Consider the following 22,168-nt stretch of genomic DNA (forward strand, 5'->3'; position numbering starts at 1 on the left):
TTAATACTCTTTCCAGGATTGGCGACGTGTCTGACGAGAGCGACGACAAAACAGAAGCCCCCACACCCCACCGACTTGAAAAAGCGCGGGAGGAGGGGCAGATCCCGCGTTCCCGTGAACTGACCTCACTGCTGATTTTGTTGGTGGGCGTCTGTGTTATCTGGTTTGGCGGTGTGTCGCTGGCCCGTCGATTGTCGGGCATGCTCTCCGCTGGGCTGCATTTTGATCACAATATTATCAATGACCCGAATCTGATCCTCGGGCAGATTATTCTGCTGATCAGAGAAGCCATGTTGGGGCTGCTGCCGCTGATTAGCGGCGTGGTGCTGGTGGCGCTCATTTCTCCGGTCATGCTGGGGGGGCTGGTATTTAGCGGCAAATCCTTGCAGCCAAAGTTTTCCAAACTCAACCCGCTACCGGGAATTAAACGGATGTTCTCGGCACAGACTGGCGCGGAGTTGCTTAAAGCGATTTTGAAAACCATCCTGGTTGGCAGCGTGACGGGGTTTTATCTCTGGCATCACTGGCCGCAGATGATGCGCTTAATGGCTGAGTCTCCGATTACTGCCATGGGTAATGCGATGGATCTGGTTGGGCTATGCGCACTGCTGGTGGTGCTTGGTGTTATTCCGATGGTGGGATTTGACGTCTTTTTCCAAATCTTTAGCCACCTGAAAAAACTGCGTATGTCGCGGCAGGATATTCGTGATGAGTTTAAACAAAGCGAAGGCGACCCTCATGTTAAGGGGCGGATCCGTCAGATGCAGCGAGCTGCCGCACGGCGTCGGATGATGAACGATGTGCCGAAAGCGGATGTCATTGTCAATAACCCGACCCACTATTCGGTAGCGTTGCAGTATGACGAACACAAAATGAGCGCACCGAAAGTGGTCGCTAAAGGTGCAGGGCTGGTCGCACTGCGCATTCGTGAAATTGGCGCTGAAAATAACGTCCCTACGCTTGAAGCGCCGCCGCTGGCGCGAGCGCTGTATCGACATGCGGAGATCGGTCAACAAATCCCAGGCCAACTGTACGCCGCAGTGGCGGAAGTGCTGGCCTGGGTCTGGCAACTGAAACGCTGGCGTCTGGCTGGTGGACAGCGCCCTGTACAACCTACTCATCTTCCGGTGCCGGAAGCCCTGGATTTTATTAACGAGAAACCGACCCATGAGTAATCTGGCCGCGATGCTGCGCCTGCCCGCAAACCTGAAATCGACACAATGGCAGATCCTTGCCGGACCGATTTTGATCCTGTTGATCTTGTCGATGATGGTGCTGCCACTGCCCGCATTCATACTCGACCTGCTGTTCACCTTCAATATTGCCTTGTCGATCATGGTGTTGCTGGTCGCGATGATTACCCAGCGCACGCTCGAGTTTGCTGCGTTTCCGACCATTCTGTTGTTTACCACCCTGTTACGTCTGGCACTTAACGTGGCTTCAACCCGTATCATTTTGATGGAAGGGCATACTGGCGCGGCGGCGGCAGGGAAGGTGGTCGAAGCGTTCGGTCACTTCCTCGTTGGTGGCAATTTCGCTATCGGTATCGTGGTGTTCGTCATTCTCGTGATCATCAACTTTATGGTTATTACCAAAGGTGCCGGGCGTATCGCAGAAGTAGGCGCGCGCTTTGTTCTCGATGGTATGCCAGGAAAGCAGATGGCGATTGATGCCGACCTTAACGCCGGACTGATTGGTGAAGATGAGGCGAAAAAACGCCGCAGTGAAGTCACTCAGGAAGCCGATTTTTACGGCTCAATGGACGGAGCAAGTAAGTTTGTTCGCGGCGATGCCATCGCCGGGATCCTCATCATGGTCATTAACGTTGTCGGCGGATTGCTGGTCGGTGTGCTGCAACATGGCATGAGCATGGGACATGCGGCGGAAAGTTATACGCTATTGACCATTGGTGACGGTCTGGTAGCACAAATCCCGGCGCTGGTGATTTCTACCGCCGCGGGGGTTATCGTTACGCGCGTCAGCACTGATCAGGATGTTGGCGAACAGATGGTGAATCAGCTTTTCAGTAACCCGAGCGTTATGTTGTTAAGCGCCGCCGTGCTCGGTTTACTCGGCCTGGTGCCTGGAATGCCGAACCTGGTATTTTTGCTGTTCACTGCCGGATTGCTGGGGCTGGCCTGGTGGATCCGCGGACGCGAACAAAAAGCGCCTGCCGAACCAAAACCGGTAAAAATGGCAGAGAATAATGCCGTTGTCGAAGCAACGTGGAACGATGTTCAACTGGAAGATTCTCTGGGAATGGAAGTGGGTTATCGACTGATCCCGATGGTCGATTTTCAGCAGGATGGTGAACTACTGGGTCGTATTCGCAGTATTCGCAAGAAATTTGCTCAGGAAATGGGCTTTCTGCCGCCGGTAGTACACATTCGCGACAATATGGATCTGCAACCTGCCCGCTACCGTATTTTGATGAAAGGCGTGGAGATAGGCAGTGGTGATGCATATCCGGGGCGCTGGTTGGCAATAAACCCAGGTACCGCAGCTGGAACGTTACCTGGAGAGGCGACCGTCGATCCGGCATTTGGTCTGAATGCTATCTGGATTGAAAGTGCGCTAAAAGAACAGGCGCAGATTCAAGGGTATACCGTGGTTGAGGCCAGCACGGTGGTGGCTACGCATCTTAACCACCTCATAAGCCAGCATGCCGCAGAGCTGTTTGGTCGTCAGGAGGCGCAACAGTTGCTGGATCGTGTCGCTCAGGAGATGCCAAAGCTGACGGAAGATCTCGTGCCTGGCGTCGTCACGCTCACCACACTGCATAAAGTGCTGCAAAATCTGCTCGATGAAAAAGTCCCGATTCGCGATATGCGCACTATTCTCGAAACGCTGGCGGAACATGCGCCCATCCAAAGCGATCCACATGAATTAACCGCCGTCGTGCGCGTGGCGTTAGGACGGGCTATAACCCAGCAGTGGTTTCCTGGCAAAGATGAAGTCCATGTTATTGGCCTCGATACACCGCTGGAACGTTTGTTACTACAGGCCTTGCAGGGTGGGGGCGGATTGGAGCCTGGGCTGGCGGATCGTTTACTGGCACAAACTCAGGAAGCGCTATCCCGTCAGGAGATGCTGGGTGCGCCGCCAGTATTATTGGTGAACCACGCGCTGCGACCATTATTGTCTCGCTTCCTGCGTCGCAGCCTGCCGCAGTTAGTGGTGCTGTCGAATCTGGAACTATCAGATAACCGACATATCCGTATGACGGCGACGATTGGCGGCAAATAATGAGAGCCTTATTAGCAATATTATTGTTTCCGCTGCTGGCGCAAGCCGCCGGGGAGGGGATGTGGCAGGCGAGCAGTGTGGGCGTTACGTTAAATCACCGTGGTGAATCGATGTCGTCAGCGCCTCTTTCTTCGCGACAACCTGCATCAGGATTGATGACGCTGGTTGCGTGGCGTTATCAGCTTATCGGCCCAACTCCCGTAGGGCTGCGGGTTCGCTTGTGTTCACAATCTCGTTGTGTCGAATTAGAGGGGCAGAGCGGAACCACCGTGGCCTTTTCCGGTATACCGGCGGCAGAACCGTTGCGATTTATCTGGGAAGTGCCTGGCGGCGGGCGGTTAACTCCGCCGCTAAAAGTACAACGTAATGAAGTGATTGTGAATTATCGCTGAAGGACAAATAAAAATTACGCGCTCGCGGCATGTTTAATAACTCAGTGAAAAAGGCTCGATGTTTTGTTGCAATTATTTATCAGGAATAGCTTGCAACAAAACATGCCAAAAATATGTGAATTATCCTCTTGTCAAAGGGCTTGGATAAAAATCTTCAGAGTTACGGTATAACTGCAACTGGCGAGTTCGCGTATTGGTCTGTATGATCATACATGAGAGCCATTCTGATTCAGAATAAGGGGCACTTAAATCCTGAACGTCTTCATTTGAAAGGATTAATTCACATTCTTTGTCCCTAAAATCCAGCCAGGCTCGTTGTGATTTTTTAAGCAAGTTAAGTTGTTCGGTATCAGGTTTTTTGACACCTGTGCGTGGTACTTGTTCTATATAACGATAAGCTTCACCATAAGCTTTATTTAATTGCGCATCGACGAGATTGTATTCTTGTCGCAGGCATGATTTGATCACGTTAATGTCAGTATCATCATCTGAATTTTTTTGCCAACAATCTTTGATGGCTGAAATGTCATGGTCATTGACTATAACCGTATCTTCTGCGTAAGCCTGGCAAGAGATAATGCCTAATGTTAATACAAGAAATTTAAACACTGCGGTATTCCTTAAATTCAACCGTTATCGTTTCCCTGGGGCCGGATATTACGCTTCTGGCCTCTTATCCAATAGTGAGAAAACAGTGGCATGTCCATTTTCAGAATACATTTAGATGGCAATAAAAAAGCCTGATCAGGTAACCCTGATCAGGCTTCACTCTCACGAAAAATCGATTACATACGCTCTACTGTCTCAATACCCAGCGTATCCAGGCCCAGCTTCAGCGTCTTCGCCGTCAGTTGTGCCAGTTTCAGACGACTGTTACGCACTTCTTCGTTTTCTGCGCTGAGGATCGGGCAGTGCTCGTAGAAGCCAGAGAACAGACCGGCCAGATCGTACAGGTAAGCACACATCACGTGCGGCGTGCCTTCACGGGCAACCACAGTGAGGGTTTCTTCAAACTGCAGCAGGCGAGCTGCCAGTTGTGCCTCACGATCTTCACGGATGATTACCGGAGCTGCAGCCAGTTGCTCTTCGTCAATTTCTGCTTTACGGAACACGGACAATACACGCGTGTAAGCATACTGCATGTATGGCGCGGTATTACCCTCAAACGCCAGCATGTTGTCCCAGTCGAAGATGTAGTCAGTGGTACGGTTTTTGGAGAGATCTGCGTATTTAACCGCACCAATACCAACCGCATTAGCCAGTTTTTCCAGCTCATCGGCTGGCATATCCGGGTTCTTCTCTGCCACCAGACGGCGTGCGCGTTCCAGGGCTTCATCCAGCAGATCGGCCAGTTTCACCGTACCGCCAGCACGCGTTTTGAACGGTTTGCCGTCTTTGCCCAGCATCATGCCGAACATATGATGTTCCAGCGGTACGGATTCCGGCACATAGCCTGCTTTACGGACGATAGCCCACGCCTGCATCAGGTGTTGATGCTGGCGGGAGTCGATGTAATACAGCACGCGATCGGCATGCAATGTTTCATAACGATATTTTGCACAGGCGATATCAGTGGTGGTGTAGAGATAGCCGCCATCTTTCTTCTGAATGATCACGCCCATCGGTTCGCCTTCCTTGTTTTTGAACTCATCAAGGAATACGACGGTTGCGCCTTCGCTTTCTACAGCCAGACCTTTGGCTTTGAGATCAGCCACGATACCCGGCAGCATCGGGTTGTACAGGCTTTCGCCCATCACGTCATCACGGGTCAGCGTCACGTTCAAACGATCGTAGGTGATCTGGTTCTGCGTCATGGTGATGTCGACCAGTTTGCGCCACATCTCACGGAAGTATTCATCACCGCTTTGCAGTTTTACCACGTAGTTACGTGCACGCTCAGCGAACGCTTCATCTTCATCGTAATGCTTTTTCGCATCGCGGTAGAAACCTTCAAGATCAGCCAGCTCCATTTCACCGGCATTTTCCTGCTGCTGCTTTTCCAGCCATGCAATCAGCATACCGAACTGAGTGCCCCAGTCGCCGACGTGGTTTGCGCGAATCACTTTGTGACCGAGGAACTCCAGAGTACGCACTGCTGCGTCACCAATAATGGTAGAGCGCAGGTGACCGACGTGCATCTCTTTCGCCACGTTTGGCGCAGAGTAGTCAACCACAATGGTCTGTTTTTCTGGCGTAGCAACACCGAGACGATCGGACGCCAGCGCCTGCTGAACATGTTCAGCCAGGAATGCCGGATCAAGGAAAATGTTGATAAAGCCTGGTCCGGCGATCTCAACCTTGCTGGCGATACCGTTAAGATCCAGATGAGTCAGCACCTGCTCTGCTAATTGTCGCGGTGCCATACCCAGTTTTTTAGCAACTGCCATCATGCCGTTAGCCTGATAGTCGCCGAACTGAACTTTTGCTGACTGACGAACCTGCGGTTCGCAATCCGCAGGCGCGCCTGCCGCAATCATGGCCTGACGGACTTTTTCTGAGAGAAGAGCCTGAATATTCACCGGAATACCTTACATTGATGAAGCGAGCAAAAATTACCCGCACCAGTTAAAGAAATTAGGGCGGGAGTATACTGCAAATGGCTGTTTTCGTCAGCAACGTGCGCGTGGCGTATTGCCGTTTTCACCATTGCATCAGAAGTGGCGTGAAATCAGCGGTTGGTTGGCGCAGGGCAACAGGGTAAATTAACGCTTTTACTGAAAGACGAAGAGTGATTATGGCGAACTGGCAATCTATCGACGAGCTGCAGGATATTGCATCGGATTTACCGCGATTTACCCACGCATTAGATGAACTTTCCCGCCGTCTGGGGTTGGATATCACTCCACTGACTGCCGATCACATTTCTTTGCGTTGCCATCAAAACGTCACCGCTGAACGCTGGCGTCGCGGGTTTGAACAGTGCGGCGAGCTTTTGTCAGAAAATATGATCAATGGCAGGCCGATTTGTCTGTTTAAATTGCATGAACCGGTACAGGTTGCGCACTGGCAGTTTTCAATTGTAGAGCTACCGTGGCCTGGGGAAAAACGTTACCCGCACGAAGGTTGGGAACATATTGAAATCGTTCTGCCAGGTGATCCTGAAACGTTGAATGCCCGTGCGCTGGCATTGCTTTCTGATGAAGGACTCAGCCTTCCGGGGATCTCGGTTAAAACCAGTTCGCCAAAAGGTGAGCATGAGCGATTACCGAATCCGACACTGGCGGTCACCGATAGCAAAACGACGATTAAATTTCATCCGTGGTCCATTGAAGAGATCGTTGCCAGCGAGCAGCCGGCGTAATTAAGGAGCAAAAATGGCATTACTGGAAATTTGCTGTTACAGCATGGAATGCGCGCTAACGGCGCAGCAAAACGGCGCAGACAGAGTTGAATTATGCGCAGCCCCAAAAGAGGGGGGCTTAACGCCGTCGTTGGGGGTATTGAAATCCGTGCGCCAGCGGGTGACGATCCCTGTGCATCCAATTATTCGCCCACGCGGTGGTGATTTTTGCTACAGCGACGGTGAGTTTGCCGCCATTCTTGAGGATGTGCGCACAGTCCGCGAATTATGTTTTCCTGGACTGGTGACGGGCGTTCTCGATGTTGACGGGAATGTCGATATGCCACGAATGGAAAAAATAATGGCTGTTGCCGGTCCGCTGGCAGTGACTTTTCATCGCGCCTTCGATATGTGCGCTAACCCTTTAAATACACTCAATAATCTTGCGGAATTGGGCGTTGCTCGGGTACTGACATCAGGGCAAAAATCAGACGCACTGCAAGGTTTATCAAAAATTATGGAACTTATTGCCCATGGTGATGCTCCAATCATTATGGCCGGAGCAGGAGTCCGTGCAGAAAACCTGCACCACTTCCTCGATGCCGGAGTGCTGGAAGTCCATAGCTCCGCGGGAGCGTGGCAAGCCTCACCAATGCGTTATCGTAATCAAGGATTGTCCATGTCATCAGATGCACACGCGGACGAGTATTCGCGTTATGTCGTAGACGGGGCGGCGGTTGCTGAAATGAAAGGAATCATTGAACGCCGTCAGGCCAAATGATTTTTACCGTTGCATCATGTCGCCCAATATGATGCTTGCTCGTACCAGGCCCCTGCAATTTCAACAGGGGCCTTTTTTTATCCCCGAGAAGTATAAAAAACGAACGATTTCTGTGATCAGTTGAGCGCGTGACAGTGCGCATAGCGTTGTGCTAAAAATTTTTATATATTCATATTAATTATGTAATTTAAATTACTAAAACTGACAAATATATATTCTAAATAACAACTGGGTTATTCCTTAGCAATTAATGATTACATTGTAATAAATCATATTCTTTATCGATTATTTCAGGCAGTGTTGTGCCGAATTATGCAAGCGGTCAATTCGTTGTGTATTTAATTATACAATGATTTCGGTGTTCTGGAATTAATTAGAGGAATCTATGCGAGGGAAAAAACGCATTGGGTTATTATTTTTGCTGATAACGGTTGTGGTTGGTGGCGGCGGGTTATTACTGGCGCAAAAAGCCTTACATAAAACGTCGGATACCGCATTTTGCCTTTCCTGCCACTCGATGAGTAAACCTTTTGAGGAATATCAGGGAACTGTCCACTTTTCTAACCAGAAAGGGATACGTGCGGAATGTGCCGATTGCCATATTCCAAAGTCAGGGGTGGATTATTTATTTGCTAAATTAAAAGCTTCTAAAGATATTTATCATGAATTTGTTAGCGGCAAAATAGACAGTGACGATAAGTTCGAAGCGCATCGTCAGGAAATGGCCGAAACAGTATGGAAAGAATTAAAAGCAACTGATTCTGCAACGTGTCGTAGTTGCCATTCTTTTGATGCCATGGATATTGCCTCGCAAAGTGAATCTGCGCAGAAAATGCATAACAAAGCGCAAAAGGACGGCGAAACCTGTATCGATTGTCATAAAGGCATTGCCCATTTTCCACCAGAAATAAAAATGGATGACAACGCGGCGCATGAGCTGGAAAGTCAGGCCGCTACTTCAGTTACCAATGGCGCACATATTTATCCTTTCAAAACTTCTCGCATAGGCGAGCTGGCTACCGTGAATCCTGGTACCGATCTCACCGTCGTTGATGCCAGTGGCAAACAGCCGATCGTTCTGTTGCAGGGTTATCAAATGCAGGGCAGTGAAAACACGCTCTACCTGTCGGCAGGTCAACGGCTGGCGCTAGCCACATTAAGTGAAGAAGGTATCAAGGCGTTAACGGTAAACGGGGAATGGCAGGCTGACGAATACGGCAATCAATGGCGTCAGGCGTCTTTACAGGGTGTGCTTACCGATCCCGCATTAGCGGACCGTAAACCGCTATGGCAATACGCTGAAAAACTTGACGATACCTATTGCGCTGGTTGCCATGCCCCTATTGCCTCCGACCATTACACCGTCAATGCATGGCCGTCCATTGCCAAAGGAATGGGTGCGCGAACCAGCATGAGCGAAAACGAACTGGACATTTTGACGCGGTACTTCCAGTACAACGCCAAAGATATTACCGAGAAACAGTGATCCTCGTTGATCAGGGAGGAAGTTATGACATTAACAAGACGTGAATTTATTAAACACAGCGGTATTGCCGCTGGGGCGCTGGTGGTGACATCGGCTGCACCGCTACCCGCATGGGCAGAAGAGAAGGGGGGCAAAATCCTCACCGCGGGCCGTTGGGGAGCGATGAACGTAGAAGTGAAGGACGGGAAGATTGTTTCTTCGACAGGCGCGCTGGCGAAAACCATACCGAACTCCTTACAGTCTACGGCGGCGGATCAGGTACATACAACGGCGCGTATTCAGCATCCGATGGTGAGAAAAAGCTATCTCGATAATCCACTACAACCGGCGAAAGGTCGTGGCGAAGATACTTATGTACAGGTGAGCTGGGAACAAGCATTAAAACTTATTCATGAGCAACACGATCGCATTCGCAAAGCTAACGGACCATCGGCCATTTTTGCCGGATCTTACGGCTGGCGCTCTTCTGGCGTGTTACATAAAGCGCAAACCTTACTGCAACGTTATATGAATCTTGCGGGCGGTTATTCAGGGCATAGCGGCGATTATTCAACCGGGGCGGCACAGGTAATCATGCCGCATGTGGTGGGTTCCGTGGAGGTGTATGAACAGCAGACCTCCTGGCCACTGATTCTGGAAAACAGTCAGGTGGTGGTGTTGTGGGGGATGAACCCGCTGAATACCTTAAAAATTGCCTGGAGCAGTACCGATGAGCAAGGGCTGGAATACTTCCATCAGCTGAAAAAATCTGGCAAACCAGTGATTGCCATTGATCCTATCCGCTCCGAAACCATCGAATTCTTTGGCGACAATGCTACCTGGATCGCGCCAAATATGGGCACCGACGTGGCGCTGATGTTGGGGATTGCACATACCCTGATGACACTAGGCAAACACGATAAAGTGTTCCTTGAAAAATACACCACCGGGTATCCGCAGTTTGAAGAGTATCTGACAGGTAAGAGCGATAATACGCCGAAGAGCGCGGCCTGGGCGGCGGAAATTACTGGCGTAGCGGAAGCGCAGATAGTCAAACTCGCTGAACTGATGGCGGCAAATCGCACAATGCTGATGGCAGGCTGGGGAATTCAGCGCCAGCAATATGGTGAACAGAAACACTGGATGCTGGTGACGCTGGCGGCGATGTTAGGGCAGATTGGTACACCGGGCGGCGGGTTTGGTTTCTCTTATCATTACTCAAACGGTGGCAACCCGACGCGTGTTGGCGGAGTGCTGCCGGAAATGTCTGCGGCGATTGCCGGACAGGCCAGCGAGGCCGCTGATGATGGCGGAATGACGGCGATTTCTGTTGCCCGTATCGTCGATGCGCTGGAAAATCCTGGCGGCAAATATCAGCATAACGGTAAAGAACAAACGTATCCGAATATCAAAATGATCTGGTGGGCGGGTGGCGGTAACTTTACCCATCACCAGGATACTAATCGTCTGATTAAAGCATGGCAGAAACCGGAGATGATCGTCGTTTCTGAATGCTACTGGACCGCAGCTGCTAAACATGCAGATATCGTATTACCGATCACCACATCGTTTGAGCGCAATGACTTGACGATGACCGGTGATTACAGCAACCAGCATATTGTACCGATGAAGCAGGCTGTCGCTCCGCAATTTGAAGCGCGTAACGATTTTGATGTGTTTGCCGATCTTGCTGAATTACTCAAACCTGGCGGAAAAGAGATCTATACCGAAGGTAGAGATGAAATGGCGTGGCTGAAATTTTTCTATGATGCCGCTCAGAAAGGTGCGCGTGCGCAACGCGTGACTATGCCGATGTTTAATGCTTTCTGGCAGCAAAATAAACTGATCGAAATGCGCCGCAGCGAGAAGAACGAACAGTACGTTCGTTATGCTGATTTCCGCGCCGATCCGGTGAAAAATGCGCTGGGTACGCCAAGCGGCAAAATTGAGATTTACTCCAAAACGCTGGAAAAATTTGGCTATAAGGATTGCCCGGCACACCCAACCTGGCTTGCGCCTGATGAGTGGAAAGGTTCCGCCGACGAGAAGCAGTTGCAGCTTCTGACCGCACATCCGGCACACCGTTTACACAGTCAGCTTAACTATGCGGAACTGCGTAAAAAATATGCGGTTGCCGATCGTGAACCGATCACTATTCACACCGAAGATGCTGCTCGCTTTGGTATTGCGAATGGCGATCTGGTGCGTGTCTGGAACAAACGTGGTCAGATTCTGACAGGCGCGGTGGTGACTGACGGGATCAAAAAAGGCGTGGTATGCGTGCATGAAGGTGCATGGCCAGATCTGGAAAATGGCTTGTGTAAAAACGGCAGTGCGAACGTGTTAACGGCGGATATCCCCAGCTCTCAGCTGGCAAATGCCTGTGCCGGTAACTCTGCGCTGGTGTATATCGAAAAATATACGGGCAATGCACCGAAGTTAACGGCGTTTGATCAGCCAGCTGTTCAGGCATAAGACGTGAAAAGCGCCCGGAAACGGGCGCTGAGGTTATGCAAACGTAAAACTGCCTGATGCGCTATGCTTATCAGACCTACATAGTCCCTGCAACATATTGAATTAAAAAGGCTTTGTAGGCCGGATAAGGCGTTCACGCCGCATCCGGCAGTAATACCAGACCTTTACGGCTTGCGCGCAATCAGTACCGCGCGTTTAGGCGCAGGATAGCCTTCCACCGTTTTACCCGGATCATGTGGGTCGAGGAAATCGGACAGAGACTCGGTGACCATCCATTCGGTGCGTCGCTGCTCTTCGGTCGTGGTAACGCTCACATCCGCAATGCGGATATCAACAAAACCACACTTCTTCAGCCAGTTTTTCAACGCCAGGGCTGACGGGATGAAATAAACATTACGCATTTGCGCGTAACGATCGCCTGGCACCAGGACGGTATTTTCATCGCCATCAATAACCAGTGTTTCCAGCACCAGTTCACCTTCATTCACCAGTTGATCTTTTAACTGCCAGAGATGCTCCAGCGGTGAACGACGATGATAAAGTACGCCCATCGAAAAGACGGTATCAAAGGCTTTCAGCGCCGGAAGTTGTTCAATCCCTAAGGGCAACAGATGCGCCCGTTGGTCGTTACCCAATAGTTTACGCACCGCTTCAAACTGGCATAGGAACAGTTGCGTAGGGTCGATACCCACCGCCAGATGTGCGCCTGCGCCAATCATGCGCCACATGTGATAACCGCTGCCGCAGCCGACATCAAGAATGGTGCGCCCGGTTAAATCAGAAAGATGGGGCAGAACACGATCCCATTTCCAGTCAGAACGCCATTCGGTATCGATGTTAACGCCATACAGCGAAAACGGCCCTTTGCGCCACGGCATGAGGTTGCGCATCAGTGTTTCAATGCGCTTAATCTGCCCTGCGCTCAGTGGCTCTTCGCTTTCTGCCGTCACGCTATGCAGTAAATCAAGACGATACGGTTTAATTTCAGGCAGAAATTCCACCGCATTGGACCACTGTTTAAACAGACCATGCTGCTGTTCGCGCTGCCAGCTGGCAATCTGCGCGGGCAGCGTTTCCAGCCAGTGTGAAAGATGATTTTTGGCAATCAGAGAATAAAAGTTACCAAAGTCGATCATGCAGCGTCCTCTGCTTTTAATGCCACCAGTGAACCAAAGTTAAAGCACTGGAACCATAGCTCGCTATGTTCAAAACCGGCTTGATGCAGGCGAGCTTTATGGGTTTCCACAGAATCGGTTAGCATCACATTTTCCAGCATGCTGCGCTTCTGGCTGATCTCCAGTTCGCTGTAACCGTTGGCACGTTTAAAGTCGTGGTGCATGTTGAACAGCAATTCACCAACTTTGGCATCTTCGAAACTGAATTTTTCCGAAAGCACCAGCGCACCGCCCGGGTTCAGCCCTTGATAAATTTTATCCAGTAACGCCTGACGCTCTGAAGGTTCCAGGAATTGCAGGGTAAAATTCAGCACAACCATCGATGCGTTTTCAATGGTGATATCGCGAATATCACCTTCAATAACGTCTACTGGCGTAGGGGCTTTATAAGCGTCAATATGACGACGGCAGCGTTCAATCATCGCCGGAGAGTTGTCGATGGCGATAATTTTGCAATTATCATGATGAATATTGCGACGCACTGAGAGCGTCGCCGCGCCCAGAGAACAACCCAGATCGTAAACCTGCGTACCAGGTTGAACGAAGCGTTCGGCTAACATACCAATCATGGAAATAATATTGGAGTAGCCGGGAACGGAACGCTGGATCATATCCGGGAAGACTTCGGCTACCCGTTCATCAAAGGTCCAGTCGCCCAGTCTGGCGATAGGGGCAGAAAATAGCGTGTCGCGGTGAGACATAACGTAAAAATCCGGGAAAAAGAAAGTGGCGTATTGTGCGCTAACGCAGGGAGAAAACCAACTCCCAGGGCATATACCAAAGATTCGCCAGCACCATCAGCAACAGCGCACACCAGGTGGCGCTCATGCCAGAACGTCGCCAGCGGAACAGACGGTGATGAAAACCGTAATAATGCATCAGACGACCAGCAAGCAAAACGATGCCGCAAATATGCACCATCCAGGTTTCGGCGCCATTCATTTCCATAAACAGCATCAACACAATCGCGATGGGAATATACTCCACCGCGTTACCATGAATGCGAATAGCGCTTTGCAGTTCGCTAAAACCGCCGTCACCATAGGCAACGCGGTACTGCATACGCAGGCGAACGACATCAAAAGAGAACTTCATTAATAACAACGCACTTAAAACGGCATACAGCGCGCTTACCATACAAACTCCCTTTAAAATGGCCGATGGCACCTGTCTATGATAGGTGGCAAATTCAGAAAAGAGAAGATTGCTGTGGAATAGCCGGAACTGCTCCGATCTCTGGAAGTGTTTTACGTAAGCCTTCCCACAGGGTATGTACCAGTTCCGGTGCCTGGGCAATATCTGGCGTATGTAAAAAAAGATAAGGCGTAGTGGTCTGATGCCACTGCGCTAATTTTTGTAACCAAACCTGAAACAACTCTCGGTTTTGCGTCATATCATCACTACCGATAAAACGGATCAGCGGATTTGTCGCCGTCAGCACAGCATGTACGGGAACTTTAGGTTTTTTCCGTTGAGCGTCGCGAATAGCTTCACTGTGTGGGCGTGCTGCATGAACCGGGCGGCTGTCTAAAATCACCCGATTAACGCCGCGCTGATGTAAACCGCGATTAAGCGTTTGTTCCTCTTCCCCTTTGGCGAAAAACTGTGGATGGCGGACTTCCACACCATAATTAAACTCGCCGGGAAGAGAGTCGAGAAAATGCCAAAGCGCAGGCAGATCCCGTGGGCCAAATGTGGCAGGCAGTTGCAGCCAGTATTGCCCAATGCGCGGCGCTAACGGTGACAAGCGAGTCAAAAATTCAGTTACTAAATCATCGCAATGCCGTAATGCTGCCTGATGCGAAATGGTCGCCGGAAACTTAAAACAGAAGCGAAAATTATCTGTGGTCTGCTCACGCCAGCGCAGGACAACCTCGGATTTTGGCAGGGCGTAAAGCGTGGTGTTGCCCTCCACACAGTTAAAGTGGCGGGCATACTCTTCAAGGCTGGTGATCCCCAACCGCACCCATTTAGGATGCGACCATTGCGGCAGACCGATGTAAATCATAATGCGTTGAGGATCTCTTCCACACTGCGCACACGGGCGATGCGTGGGTAGATATGGTTGATGCTGTTATTGTGCTGCTCGGCGCTGGCGGCGCTGCAGGCGTCTTCGGCAATCACCAGATTAAAACCGAGTTCCCAGGCATTGCGGGCGGTGGATTCAACACCGATATTGGTCGAGATCCCACATAACACTATTGTATCGATACCCCGGCGGCGTAACTGCAACTCCAGATCCGTACCGTAAAACGCACCCCATTGACGTTTGATGATTTCGATGTCGCTGTCGGTTGCACCTAATGCAGCAGGATGTTGCCACCAGTTTTCGGGCAACACTTTAGCGGGGGAGGGGGCATCAACCGGCTGTTTTAATGCTTCGGCGTAATCGGTAGACCAACCAACGCGCACCAGAAACACGGGCTGACCGTTCGCGCGAAATTTCGCCGTCAGCTTCCCTGCTCGATTAACCACCTCATCGGCAGTATGAGGACCACCGGCAAAAGGTAAGATGCCTTCTTGTAAGTCAATTACCACCAGCGCAGTGGTTTTAGCATTCAGTTCAAGCATGATGACTCCTGACAAAACAAAATCGTGCCTCTCACCTTAATGCAATTAGCCGATGGCGGAACGACAAATTTTGTTAATTTTTATGAGTTCGGGCAACACCTTTATAGCAAACTGGCGTAGAGTCTGATTTCAGGCCCGATATAAAGTGGTAACGAGGCGTTCCAGCGCGGGCCAGGCTCTTACGGTGCGGCAGAATTTCCAGTATAATAGCCGCCTTTTTTCATTCAGTTGTGACATACAGCTAACGCTGCGACTTGGTCACCTGCGCAGCAGGGGGCATCCGCCGGCAGCTAAGTTAAGGGATATCTCATGCGTACAGAATATTGTGGACAGCTCCGTTTGTCCCACGTGGGGCAGCAGGTGACTCTGTGTGGTTGGGTCAACCGTCGTCGTGATCTTGGTAGCCTGATCTTCATCGATATGCGCGACCGCGAAGGTATCGTGCAGGTATTTTTCGATCCGGATCGTGCGGACGCGTTAAAGCTGGCCTCTGAACTGCGTAATGAGTTCTGCATTCAGGTCACGGGCACCGTACGTGCGCGTGACGAAAAAAATATCAACCGCGATATGGCGACCGGCGAAATCGAAGTGCTGGCCTCCTCGCTGACCATCATCAACCGCGCAGACGTTCTGCCGCTTGACTCTAACCACGTCAACACCGAAGAAGCGCGTCTGAAATACCGCTACCTCGACCTGCGTCGTCCGGAAATGGCTCAGCGCCTGAAAACCCGCGCTAAAATCACCAGCCTGGTGCGCCGTTTTATGGATGACCACGGCTTCCTCGACATCGAAACTCCGATGCTGACCAAAGCCACGCCGGAAGGCGCGCGTGACTACCTGGTGCCTTCTCGTGTGCACAAAGGGAAATTCTACGCACTGCCGCAGTCTCCGCAGTTGTTCAAACAGCTGCTGATGATGTCTGGTTTTGACCGCTACTATCAGATTGTAAAATGCTTCCGTGACGAAGACCTGCGTGCTGATCGTCAGCCTGAATTCACCCAGATCGATGTGGAAACCTCTTTCATGACCGCGCCGCAAGTGCGTGAAGTGATGGAAGCGCTGGTACGCCATTTGTGGCTGGAAGTGAAGGGCGTGGATCTCGGTGATTTCCCTGTAATGACCTTTGCGGAAGCAGAACGCCGTTATGGTTCTGATAAACCGGATCTGCGTAACCCGATGGAACTGACTGACGTTGCTGATCTGCTGAAATCCGTTGAGTTCGCGGTATTCGCAGGTCCGGCGAACGATCCGAAAGGCCGCGTTGCTGCTCTGCGTGTTCCGGGTGGCGCATCGCTGACCCGTAAGCAGATCGACGAATACGGTAACTTCGTTAAAATCTACGGCGCGAAAGGTCTGGCGTACATCAAAGTTAACGAACGTGCGAAAGGTCTGGAAGGTATCAACAGCCCGGTAGCGAAGTTCCTCAACGCTGAAATCATCGAAGCCATCCTGGATCGTACTGCCGCGCAAGATGGCGATATGATTTTCTTCGGTGCTGATAACAAGAAAATTGTTGCCGACGCGATGGGCGCATTGCGTCTGAAAGTGGGTAAAGACCTTGGTCTGACCGACGAAAGCAAATGGGCACCGCTGTGGGTTATCGACTTCCCGATGTTTGAAGACGACGGTGAAGGCGGCCTGACGGCAATGCACCATCCGTTCACCTCACCGAAAGACATGACGGCGGCAGAGTTGAAAGCTGCACCGGAAAATGCGGTGGCGAACGCTTACGATATGGTCATCAATGGTTACGAAGTGGGCGGTGGTTCTGTGCGTATCCATAATGGTGATATGCAGCAGACGGTGTTTGGCATTCTGGGGATCAACGAAGAGGAACAGCGCGAGAAATTCGGCTTCCTGCTCGATGCCCTGAAATACGGTACTCCGCCGCACGCAGGTCTGGCATTCGGTCTTGACCGTCTGACCATGCTGCTGACCGGTACCGACAACATCCGTGACGTTATCGCCTTCCCGAAAACCACGGCGGCAGCATGTCTGATGACCGAAGCGCCAAGCTTTGCTAACCCGACTGCCCTGTCCGAGCTGAGCATTCAGGTTGTGAAGAAGGCAGAGAATAATTGATATGACTTATAAGCGTCCCGTTTCTATTCTGGTGGTTATTTATGCGCAAGATACGAAACGGGTGCTGATGTTACAGCGGCGTGATGATCCCGATTTCTGGCAGTCGGTAACCGGCAGTGTGGAAGAGGGGGAAACCGCGCCGCAAGCCGCCATGCGCGAAGTAAAGGAAGAGGTCACCATTGATGTTGTCGCTGAACAACTGACCTTAATTGACTGTCAGCGCACGGTGGAGTTTGAAATTTTTTCACATTTACGTCATCGCTATGCGCCGGGCGTAACGCGTAATACGGAATCTTGGTTCTGTCTTGCACTCCCGCACGAGCGCCAGATCGTTTTCACTGAACATCTGGCCTACAAGTGGCTTGATGCGCATGCTGCGGCGGCGCTCACAAAGTCATGGAGCAACCGGCAGGCGATTGAACAGTTTGTAATTAACGCTGCCTGAACAGGCAGGGCTACCTGGAGATATTTTTATGGCAGGTCATAGTAAATGGGCCAACACCAGACATCGTAAAGCTGCGCAGGATGCTAAGCGCGGTAAAATCTTCACTAAAATCATTCGTGAACTGGTAACCGCGGCGAAGCTGGGCGGTGGAGATCCGGATGCTAACCCGCGTCTGCGAGCAGCCATTGACAAAGCACTGTCTAACAACATGACCCGTGACACCCTGAACCGCGCAATTGCACGTGGTGTGGGCGGTGATGATGATGCAAACATGGAAACCATCATCTACGAAGGTTACGGTCCTGGCGGCACGGCAATCATGATTGAATGTCTGTCTGATAACCGCAACCGTACGGTTGCTGAAGTGCGTCACGCATTCAGCAAATGTGGCGGTAACCTCGGTACTGATGGTTCCGTAGCCTATCTGTTCAGCAAAAAAGGCGTGATCTCCTTCGAGAAAGGCGATGAAGACACCATCATGGAAGCAGCTCTGGAAGCTGGTGCTGAAGATGTTGTGACCTATGATGATGGCGCGATTGACGTCTACACTGCATGGGAGGAAATGGGCAAAGTACGCGACGCTCTGGAAGCGGCAGGTCTGAAAGCAGACAGCGCGGAAGTTTCCATGATCCCGTCCACCAAAGCTGATATGGATGCAGAAACCGCACCGAAACTGATGCGTCTGATCGATATGCTGGAAGATTGCGACGACGTGCAGGAAGTCTACCATAACGGTGAAATCTCTGATGAGGTTGCAGCGACTCTCTGATGAGGCCTGCTAAACAGCAAAACGGAGACGCGTGATGGCTATTATTCTCGGCATTGACCCGGGTTCGCGCGTGACCGGCTATGGCGTCATCCGCCAGGTGGGCAGGCAGCTGTCCTACCTGGGTAGCGGATGTATACGCACCAAAGTAGATGATTTACCGTCTCGTCTTAAGCTCATCTATGCGGGCGTGACGGAAATCATCACCCAGTTCCAGCCTGATTATTTCGCCATTGAACAAGTCTTTATGGCTAAAAATGCCGACTCGGCCCTGAAGCTGGGGCAGGCGCGTGGCGTGGCGATTGTGGCGGCGGTGAATCAGGAATTACCGGTATTTGAATACGCGGCACGTCAGGTAAAGCAAACGGTGGTAGGTATTGGTAGTGCCGAAAAAAGCCAGGTGCAGCATATGGTTCGCACCTTGCTGAAACTCCCCGCTAATCCTCAGGCGGATGCCGCTGATGCGCTGGCAATTGCCATCACCCACTGCCACGTTAGTCAGAATGCGATGCAGATGAGCGAATCGCGGCTGAACCTGGCGAGAGGGCGACTGCGTTAAGTTATACCGCCTCAGTCAATTCAGGCTGAGGCGTTTCTACTCCCTCCGCATGAATCAACACCAAACCCGGATGATGCCACAAACTGGCTGGTGTTACGGTTTTACGCTCCCACGGAATCGAACCTAAAAACCAGAATTTCCAGAAAGTGAGTTTTGCGTTCGGATTGCTATTTAGCAGTTCTCCAAACGTCTCTATTTCACCCACCGGAATACATAACGCCTCTTTATAAATATCAAAAACGAATTTTGAGCAGAACTGGCGGGAAGATTCGTATTTAAAGCCGGTGTGGTAGAGCTTATGCAACCGTCCGGGGACCTTTTCGACCAGAGCAAGTTTTTGCTCTGCGGTTAAACCTCCTGCGAGGCGGCGAACACCGTAGCGTTGATCGGTCGACCGTTCAATAAATCGTGACAAAGTTGTGATTGTGGAGAGCGGAACTCGACTCTCCGCAACCAGGTAATCATCACCGTCATGTCCGATGATTATCCCCACATGGTTGCTCCAGCATTTCGAGGCTGCAGAGATTTGCCCAAACAGGCGAGCACCGATGCAGGTAAAAACAATATCACCGGTTTCATATTTAGCTGGGTAATTTATTTTCACTATATCAATCCATTATTTATATATAAAACAGCATCTATCTTTCGTGATGGTAAAGCATTAGCATTGTATTATAATAATGACAAGGAATGTTTTATGCGGTTATTTATTAATGTGATAATTATAGTTTCGATCAGTCAATGCGTGAATGTATTTGCTCAAGATAATGTCATCCGCTATCCCTGGCGATATGGACGTATTTCTTTAAATGAGAATAATGAGTTTGTGCCTCAAATTATTCATATGCGTGATGATATCTACGGCGTGGGTGAAGCTGGTGCAAGCCTTAACGATGCGAGAATGGCGCAAAGTGGTGTCGCCGTGAGGCTTAGCGTTATACAGCAGGGGCAGGTGGTGAATGCTTTACTGGATTTCTACAATAGCAATAATCAACCTGCTTATATCTTTGAAGGTGGTTTGATGCCTTGCAATAAAGCCTTTGACATCACAACAAGCAACATTGTCCTTGATGGGATGTGTGGAATTTATGATGGGGTCGATGGCTGGCAAGTTATTCCTGCGGGTGATCATTATAAAGAATCATTTTCACTCACTCAGGCTTTTGAATTTCTGCCGGGAAAACATCATTATAAAATTAATGCCGGAAGTTTTATCATCAGAGTCGGGGATGATATTTTTGCAAGAGAGGACGCCGAAAGCATTCTTTTTGATTTGATTAACTGGCGATATGGCTATGTGCTAAAAAGTTATGAAAGGGTGTCGAAGTGGGATTTAATGGCAGGGACTTATGTACTGCCTGAATACTCGGGGGATAAAAGAATGGATGAGTATCGAATTTACTCAAACCAGGTGTCGATTGATCTTAATGGTGACGAGTTAGCACATACGGAGTCCTATCAGTGGCGAATTGATAGCGGAATGATCCCGGAAAAATTCAGCGTTCAGGGACTCGCTGAATGAATCGTCCTCTACCTGCTTGCCAGATACAGAGGCGCGGATGAATTTATCAAGCGTATTCAATCAGCTTTTAATCTCATTTGCTCTTGCCGGGACGTTGATATTAAGCAGCTATCTCATGAAAGCTCACTACCCACGTTTCAGGAAGCCAATTGCGCTCTTTTACTTCTTTTTAGCGATTTATACCAGTTATGCTGCCGTTCAGGAGTATGAGTACCACCGCAATAGCTTGACTACGCTCGCAAAAGTTTCTTCGATTCGTTATACCAGTAATTTTAAGCGTAGCGCCTCGCACTCCTGCAATTTACTGCGGGGAGGAAGGATTGATTGCTCGGGGCTGTATGCCTATGACCTGACCTGGCAGATTGACGGTAAGACCTGGAATTTGCATGTTGAGGACAAGCGTATAAAACCAGGAATCACCATGTGCGTGAAGGTTGTAAAAGATCGCCCCGCCATCGGGAAACCCTGTGAAAACGTGTTTTTCAATATCAGCCCTTTGCCGATTCTGATAGCTATATGGGCAATAAGCGCATTTATATTTGCGGTCTTACTCCTTCACCAACTAAAAAAATGCCGCGAATGGAAGCACGCCAGCAAGGAACGTGGAAAAATTGGCCATTAGAAGTCAAAGAAAGAGTGCGATGTAAGGTGATTCATAGAAAATTTCAGATACCGTGAGCCAAAGGATTATCAGTTCTGAAATGATTTAATATCATCCCTCGCTGGATATCTATCCAGCATTTTTTTATCATACAGCATTATCTTTGATTCATTACGCAGGAGCGTCATGTGATAGGCAGACTCAGAGGCATCATCATTGAAAAACAACCCCCGCTGGTATTAATTGAAGTGGGCGGCGTAGGCTATGAAGTGCATATGCCGATGACCTGTTTTTATGAACTCCCTGAAGCGGGTCAGGAAGCGATCGTTTTCACCCACTTTGTGGTGCGTGAAGACGCGCAACTGCTGTACGGTTTTAACAATAAACAAGAGCGCACGTTGTTCAAAGAGTTGATCAAAACCAACGGCGTTGGGCCTAAACTGGCATTGGCAATCCTCTCCGGAATGTCAGCGCAGCAGTTCGTTAATGCCGTTGAGCGTGAAGAAGTCGGGGCTCTGGTGAAACTGCCGGGTATTGGCAAAAAAACCGCCGAACGCTTGATTGTCGAAATGAAAGACCGATTTAAAGGTTTACATGGCGATCTCTTTACGCCAGCTGCCGACCTGGTACTCACGTCACCTGCGAGCCCGGCGACCGACGATGCTGAACAGGAAGCGGTTGCCGCGCTGGTGGCGCTGGGCTATAAACCACAAGAAGCAAGCCGCATGGTGAGCAAAATCGCTCGCCCTGACGCCAGCAGTGAAACATTAATTCGCGAAGCCCTGCGCGCCGCGTTATGAGGTAAAGG

23 protein-coding genes are annotated in these 22,168 nt (G+C 50.3%); 15 read left to right on the top strand and 8 right to left on the bottom strand.

Annotated features, from left to right (window positions below; translation table 11 throughout):
- The first annotated feature begins 26 nt into the window (after positions 1-26).
- Genes flhB through flhE form a run of 3 tightly spaced genes read left to right on the top strand, consistent with a single transcriptional unit; the run spans position 27 to position 3,638 of the window.
- Complete coding sequence (gene flhB, locus BEB42_RS08920; RefSeq protein WP_001278916.1) at positions 27-1,175, top strand: flagellar biosynthesis protein FlhB; 1,149 nt, start codon at positions 27-29, stop codon at positions 1,173-1,175.
- Entirely contained in the window at positions 1,168-3,246 is a 2,079-nt protein-coding gene (gene flhA, locus BEB42_RS08925) for a flagellar biosynthesis protein FlhA (RefSeq protein WP_105267294.1), read from the top strand. Before flhB ends, flhA begins: the two co-directional genes overlap by 8 nt.
- On the top strand, positions 3,246-3,638 hold the full coding sequence (gene flhE, locus BEB42_RS08930) for a flagellar protein FlhE (protein WP_001202067.1): 393 nt from the start codon (positions 3,246-3,248) through the stop codon (positions 3,636-3,638). The genes flhA and flhE overlap by 1 nt, the downstream gene beginning before the upstream one ends.
- A gap of 120 nt (positions 3,639-3,758) precedes the next feature.
- Here flhE and BEB42_RS08935 read toward each other — a convergent pair whose 3' ends face one another.
- Complete coding sequence (locus tag BEB42_RS08935) at positions 3,759-4,247, bottom strand: lysozyme inhibitor LprI family protein (protein WP_001370468.1); 489 nt, start codon at positions 4,245-4,247, stop codon at positions 3,759-3,761.
- Positions 4,248-4,337: 90 nt separating this feature from the next.
- Here BEB42_RS08935 and yecV point away from each other — a divergent pair, with 90 nt between their 5' ends.
- On the top strand, positions 4,338-4,382 hold the full coding sequence (yecV, locus tag BEB42_RS26675; protein ID WP_211180499.1) for a protein YecV: 45 nt from the start codon (positions 4,338-4,340) through the stop codon (positions 4,380-4,382).
- 41 nt (positions 4,383-4,423) lie between these two features.
- Here yecV and argS read toward each other — a convergent pair whose 3' ends face one another.
- Positions 4,424-6,157, bottom strand: coding sequence for an arginine--tRNA ligase (gene argS / locus BEB42_RS08940; RefSeq protein WP_001025314.1), 1,734 nt, complete (start codon positions 6,155-6,157; stop codon positions 4,424-4,426).
- 215 nt (positions 6,158-6,372) lie between these two features.
- Here argS and BEB42_RS08945 point away from each other — a divergent pair, with 215 nt between their 5' ends.
- The 4 genes from BEB42_RS08945 to torZ all read left to right on the top strand — a co-directional run bounded on the left by BEB42_RS08945 (position 6,373) and on the right by torZ (position 11,639).
- Positions 6,373-6,939, top strand: coding sequence for a VOC family protein (locus BEB42_RS08945; protein WP_010365140.1), 567 nt, complete (start codon positions 6,373-6,375; stop codon positions 6,937-6,939).
- Between the two features lie 13 nt (positions 6,940-6,952).
- Positions 6,953-7,699 (top strand): copper homeostasis protein CutC, encoded by a 747-nt coding sequence (cutC, locus tag BEB42_RS08950; RefSeq protein WP_105267295.1) that lies wholly within the window; start codon positions 6,953-6,955, stop codon positions 7,697-7,699.
- Between the two features lie 385 nt (positions 7,700-8,084).
- The gene (locus BEB42_RS08955) at positions 8,085-9,185 is read left to right on the top strand and encodes a NapC/NirT family cytochrome c (protein WP_001214339.1); all 1,101 of its coding nucleotides are present in this window, start codon (positions 8,085-8,087) and stop codon (positions 9,183-9,185) included.
- Between the two features lie 24 nt (positions 9,186-9,209).
- A complete protein-coding gene (gene torZ / locus BEB42_RS08960; RefSeq protein ID WP_105267296.1) occupies positions 9,210-11,639 on the top strand; it encodes a trimethylamine N-oxide reductase TorZ in 2,430 nt (809 codons plus the stop codon).
- Between the two features lie 164 nt (positions 11,640-11,803).
- Here the strand turns inward: torZ and cmoB are convergent, their stop codons facing one another.
- The 5 genes from cmoB to BEB42_RS08985 are packed head-to-tail and all read right to left on the bottom strand — an operon-like array spanning position 11,804 to position 15,385.
- On the bottom strand, positions 11,804-12,775 hold the full coding sequence (gene cmoB / locus BEB42_RS08965) for a tRNA 5-methoxyuridine(34)/uridine 5-oxyacetic acid(34) synthase CmoB (RefSeq protein WP_000564758.1): 972 nt from the start codon (positions 12,773-12,775) through the stop codon (positions 11,804-11,806).
- Entirely contained in the window at positions 12,772-13,515 is a 744-nt protein-coding gene (cmoA, locus tag BEB42_RS08970; protein ID WP_000019597.1) for a carboxy-S-adenosyl-L-methionine synthase CmoA, read from the bottom strand. Before cmoA ends, cmoB begins: the two co-directional genes overlap by 4 nt.
- A gap of 40 nt (positions 13,516-13,555) precedes the next feature.
- Entirely contained in the window at positions 13,556-13,951 is a 396-nt protein-coding gene (locus BEB42_RS08975) for an MAPEG family protein (RefSeq protein WP_000252980.1), read from the bottom strand.
- Between the two features lie 52 nt (positions 13,952-14,003).
- Complete coding sequence (locus tag BEB42_RS08980) at positions 14,004-14,822, bottom strand: DUF72 domain-containing protein (RefSeq protein WP_000639288.1); 819 nt, start codon at positions 14,820-14,822, stop codon at positions 14,004-14,006.
- On the bottom strand, positions 14,819-15,385 hold the full coding sequence (locus BEB42_RS08985) for a hydrolase (RefSeq protein WP_000891636.1): 567 nt from the start codon (positions 15,383-15,385) through the stop codon (positions 14,819-14,821). Before BEB42_RS08985 ends, BEB42_RS08980 begins: the two co-directional genes overlap by 4 nt.
- 309 nt (positions 15,386-15,694) lie before the next feature.
- Here BEB42_RS08985 and aspS point away from each other — a divergent pair, with 309 nt between their 5' ends.
- The 4 genes from aspS to ruvC are packed head-to-tail and all read left to right on the top strand — an operon-like array spanning position 15,695 to position 19,237.
- Positions 15,695-17,467, top strand: a complete 1,773-nt coding sequence (gene aspS / locus BEB42_RS08990) for an aspartate--tRNA ligase (protein WP_001258663.1) — start codon at positions 15,695-15,697, stop codon at positions 17,465-17,467.
- Positions 17,460-17,912, top strand: coding sequence for a dihydroneopterin triphosphate diphosphatase (gene nudB, locus BEB42_RS08995; protein WP_077626310.1), 453 nt, complete (start codon positions 17,460-17,462; stop codon positions 17,910-17,912). The genes aspS and nudB overlap by 8 nt, the downstream gene beginning before the upstream one ends.
- Before the next feature lie 28 nt (positions 17,913-17,940).
- Positions 17,941-18,681, top strand: a complete 741-nt coding sequence (locus tag BEB42_RS09000; protein WP_000907234.1) for a YebC/PmpR family DNA-binding transcriptional regulator — start codon at positions 17,941-17,943, stop codon at positions 18,679-18,681.
- Positions 18,682-18,715: 34 nt separating this feature from the next.
- On the top strand, positions 18,716-19,237 hold the full coding sequence (gene ruvC, locus BEB42_RS09005; RefSeq protein ID WP_001295503.1) for a crossover junction endodeoxyribonuclease RuvC: 522 nt from the start codon (positions 18,716-18,718) through the stop codon (positions 19,235-19,237).
- Between the two features lies 1 nt (position 19,238).
- Here ruvC and BEB42_RS09010 read toward each other — a convergent pair whose 3' ends face one another.
- Entirely contained in the window at positions 19,239-19,841 is a 603-nt protein-coding gene (locus BEB42_RS09010; RefSeq protein ID WP_000701015.1) for a YebB family permuted papain-like enzyme, read from the bottom strand.
- A gap of 93 nt (positions 19,842-19,934) precedes the next feature.
- Between BEB42_RS09010 and BEB42_RS09015 the strand changes: the two genes are divergently transcribed.
- From BEB42_RS09015 to ruvA, 3 genes are all read left to right on the top strand, one after another.
- Complete coding sequence (locus tag BEB42_RS09015; protein WP_001235961.1) at positions 19,935-20,759, top strand: hypothetical protein; 825 nt, start codon at positions 19,935-19,937, stop codon at positions 20,757-20,759.
- A 37-nt stretch (positions 20,760-20,796) separates the two neighbouring features.
- Positions 20,797-21,381 carry a hypothetical protein gene (locus BEB42_RS09025; protein ID WP_001054410.1) on the top strand — a complete coding sequence of 195 codons (585 nt, stop codon included), beginning with the start codon at positions 20,797-20,799 and terminating at the stop codon, positions 21,379-21,381.
- Between the two features lie 167 nt (positions 21,382-21,548).
- Positions 21,549-22,160 (top strand): Holliday junction branch migration protein RuvA, encoded by a 612-nt coding sequence (gene ruvA / locus BEB42_RS09030; RefSeq protein ID WP_000580323.1) that lies wholly within the window; start codon positions 21,549-21,551, stop codon positions 22,158-22,160.
- The last annotated feature ends 8 nt before the right edge of the window (positions 22,161-22,168 follow it).

This window comes from Escherichia sp. MOD1-EC5990 (assembly GCF_002965285.1).
GTDB lineage: Bacteria > Pseudomonadota > Gammaproteobacteria > Enterobacterales > Enterobacteriaceae > Escherichia > Escherichia coli_F.

Excerpts from the sequence above, each read along its gene's own strand:
- flhA (WP_105267294.1), top strand. The coding sequence starts at position 1,168 with ATGAGTAATCTGGCCGCGATGCTGCGCCTGCCCGCAAACCTGAAATCG.
- flhE (WP_001202067.1), top strand. The coding sequence starts at position 3,246 with ATGAGAGCCTTATTAGCAATATTATTGTTTCCGCTGCTGGCGCAAGCC.
- BEB42_RS08945 (WP_010365140.1), top strand. The coding sequence starts at position 6,373 with ATGGCGAACTGGCAATCTATCGACGAGCTGCAGGATATTGCATCGGAT.
- cutC (WP_105267295.1), top strand. The coding sequence starts at position 6,953 with ATGGCATTACTGGAAATTTGCTGTTACAGCATGGAATGCGCGCTAACG.
- BEB42_RS08955 (WP_001214339.1), top strand. The coding sequence starts at position 8,085 with ATGCGAGGGAAAAAACGCATTGGGTTATTATTTTTGCTGATAACGGTT.
- torZ (WP_105267296.1), top strand. The coding sequence starts at position 9,210 with ATGACATTAACAAGACGTGAATTTATTAAACACAGCGGTATTGCCGCT.
- cmoB (WP_000564758.1), bottom strand. The coding sequence starts at position 12,775 with ATGATCGACTTTGGTAACTTTTATTCTCTGATTGCCAAAAATCATCTT.
- cmoA (WP_000019597.1), bottom strand. The coding sequence starts at position 13,515 with ATGTCTCACCGCGACACGCTATTTTCTGCCCCTATCGCCAGACTGGGC.
- BEB42_RS08975 (WP_000252980.1), bottom strand. The coding sequence starts at position 13,951 with ATGGTAAGCGCGCTGTATGCCGTTTTAAGTGCGTTGTTATTAATGAAG.
- BEB42_RS08980 (WP_000639288.1), bottom strand. The coding sequence starts at position 14,822 with ATGATTTACATCGGTCTGCCGCAATGGTCGCATCCTAAATGGGTGCGG.
- BEB42_RS08985 (WP_000891636.1), bottom strand. The coding sequence starts at position 15,385 with ATGCTTGAACTGAATGCTAAAACCACTGCGCTGGTGGTAATTGACTTA.
- aspS (WP_001258663.1), top strand. The coding sequence starts at position 15,695 with ATGCGTACAGAATATTGTGGACAGCTCCGTTTGTCCCACGTGGGGCAG.
- BEB42_RS09000 (WP_000907234.1), top strand. The coding sequence starts at position 17,941 with ATGGCAGGTCATAGTAAATGGGCCAACACCAGACATCGTAAAGCTGCG.
- ruvC (WP_001295503.1), top strand. The coding sequence starts at position 18,716 with ATGGCTATTATTCTCGGCATTGACCCGGGTTCGCGCGTGACCGGCTAT.
- BEB42_RS09015 (WP_001235961.1), top strand. The coding sequence starts at position 19,935 with ATGCGGTTATTTATTAATGTGATAATTATAGTTTCGATCAGTCAATGC.
- BEB42_RS09025 (WP_001054410.1), top strand. The coding sequence starts at position 20,797 with ATGAATTTATCAAGCGTATTCAATCAGCTTTTAATCTCATTTGCTCTT.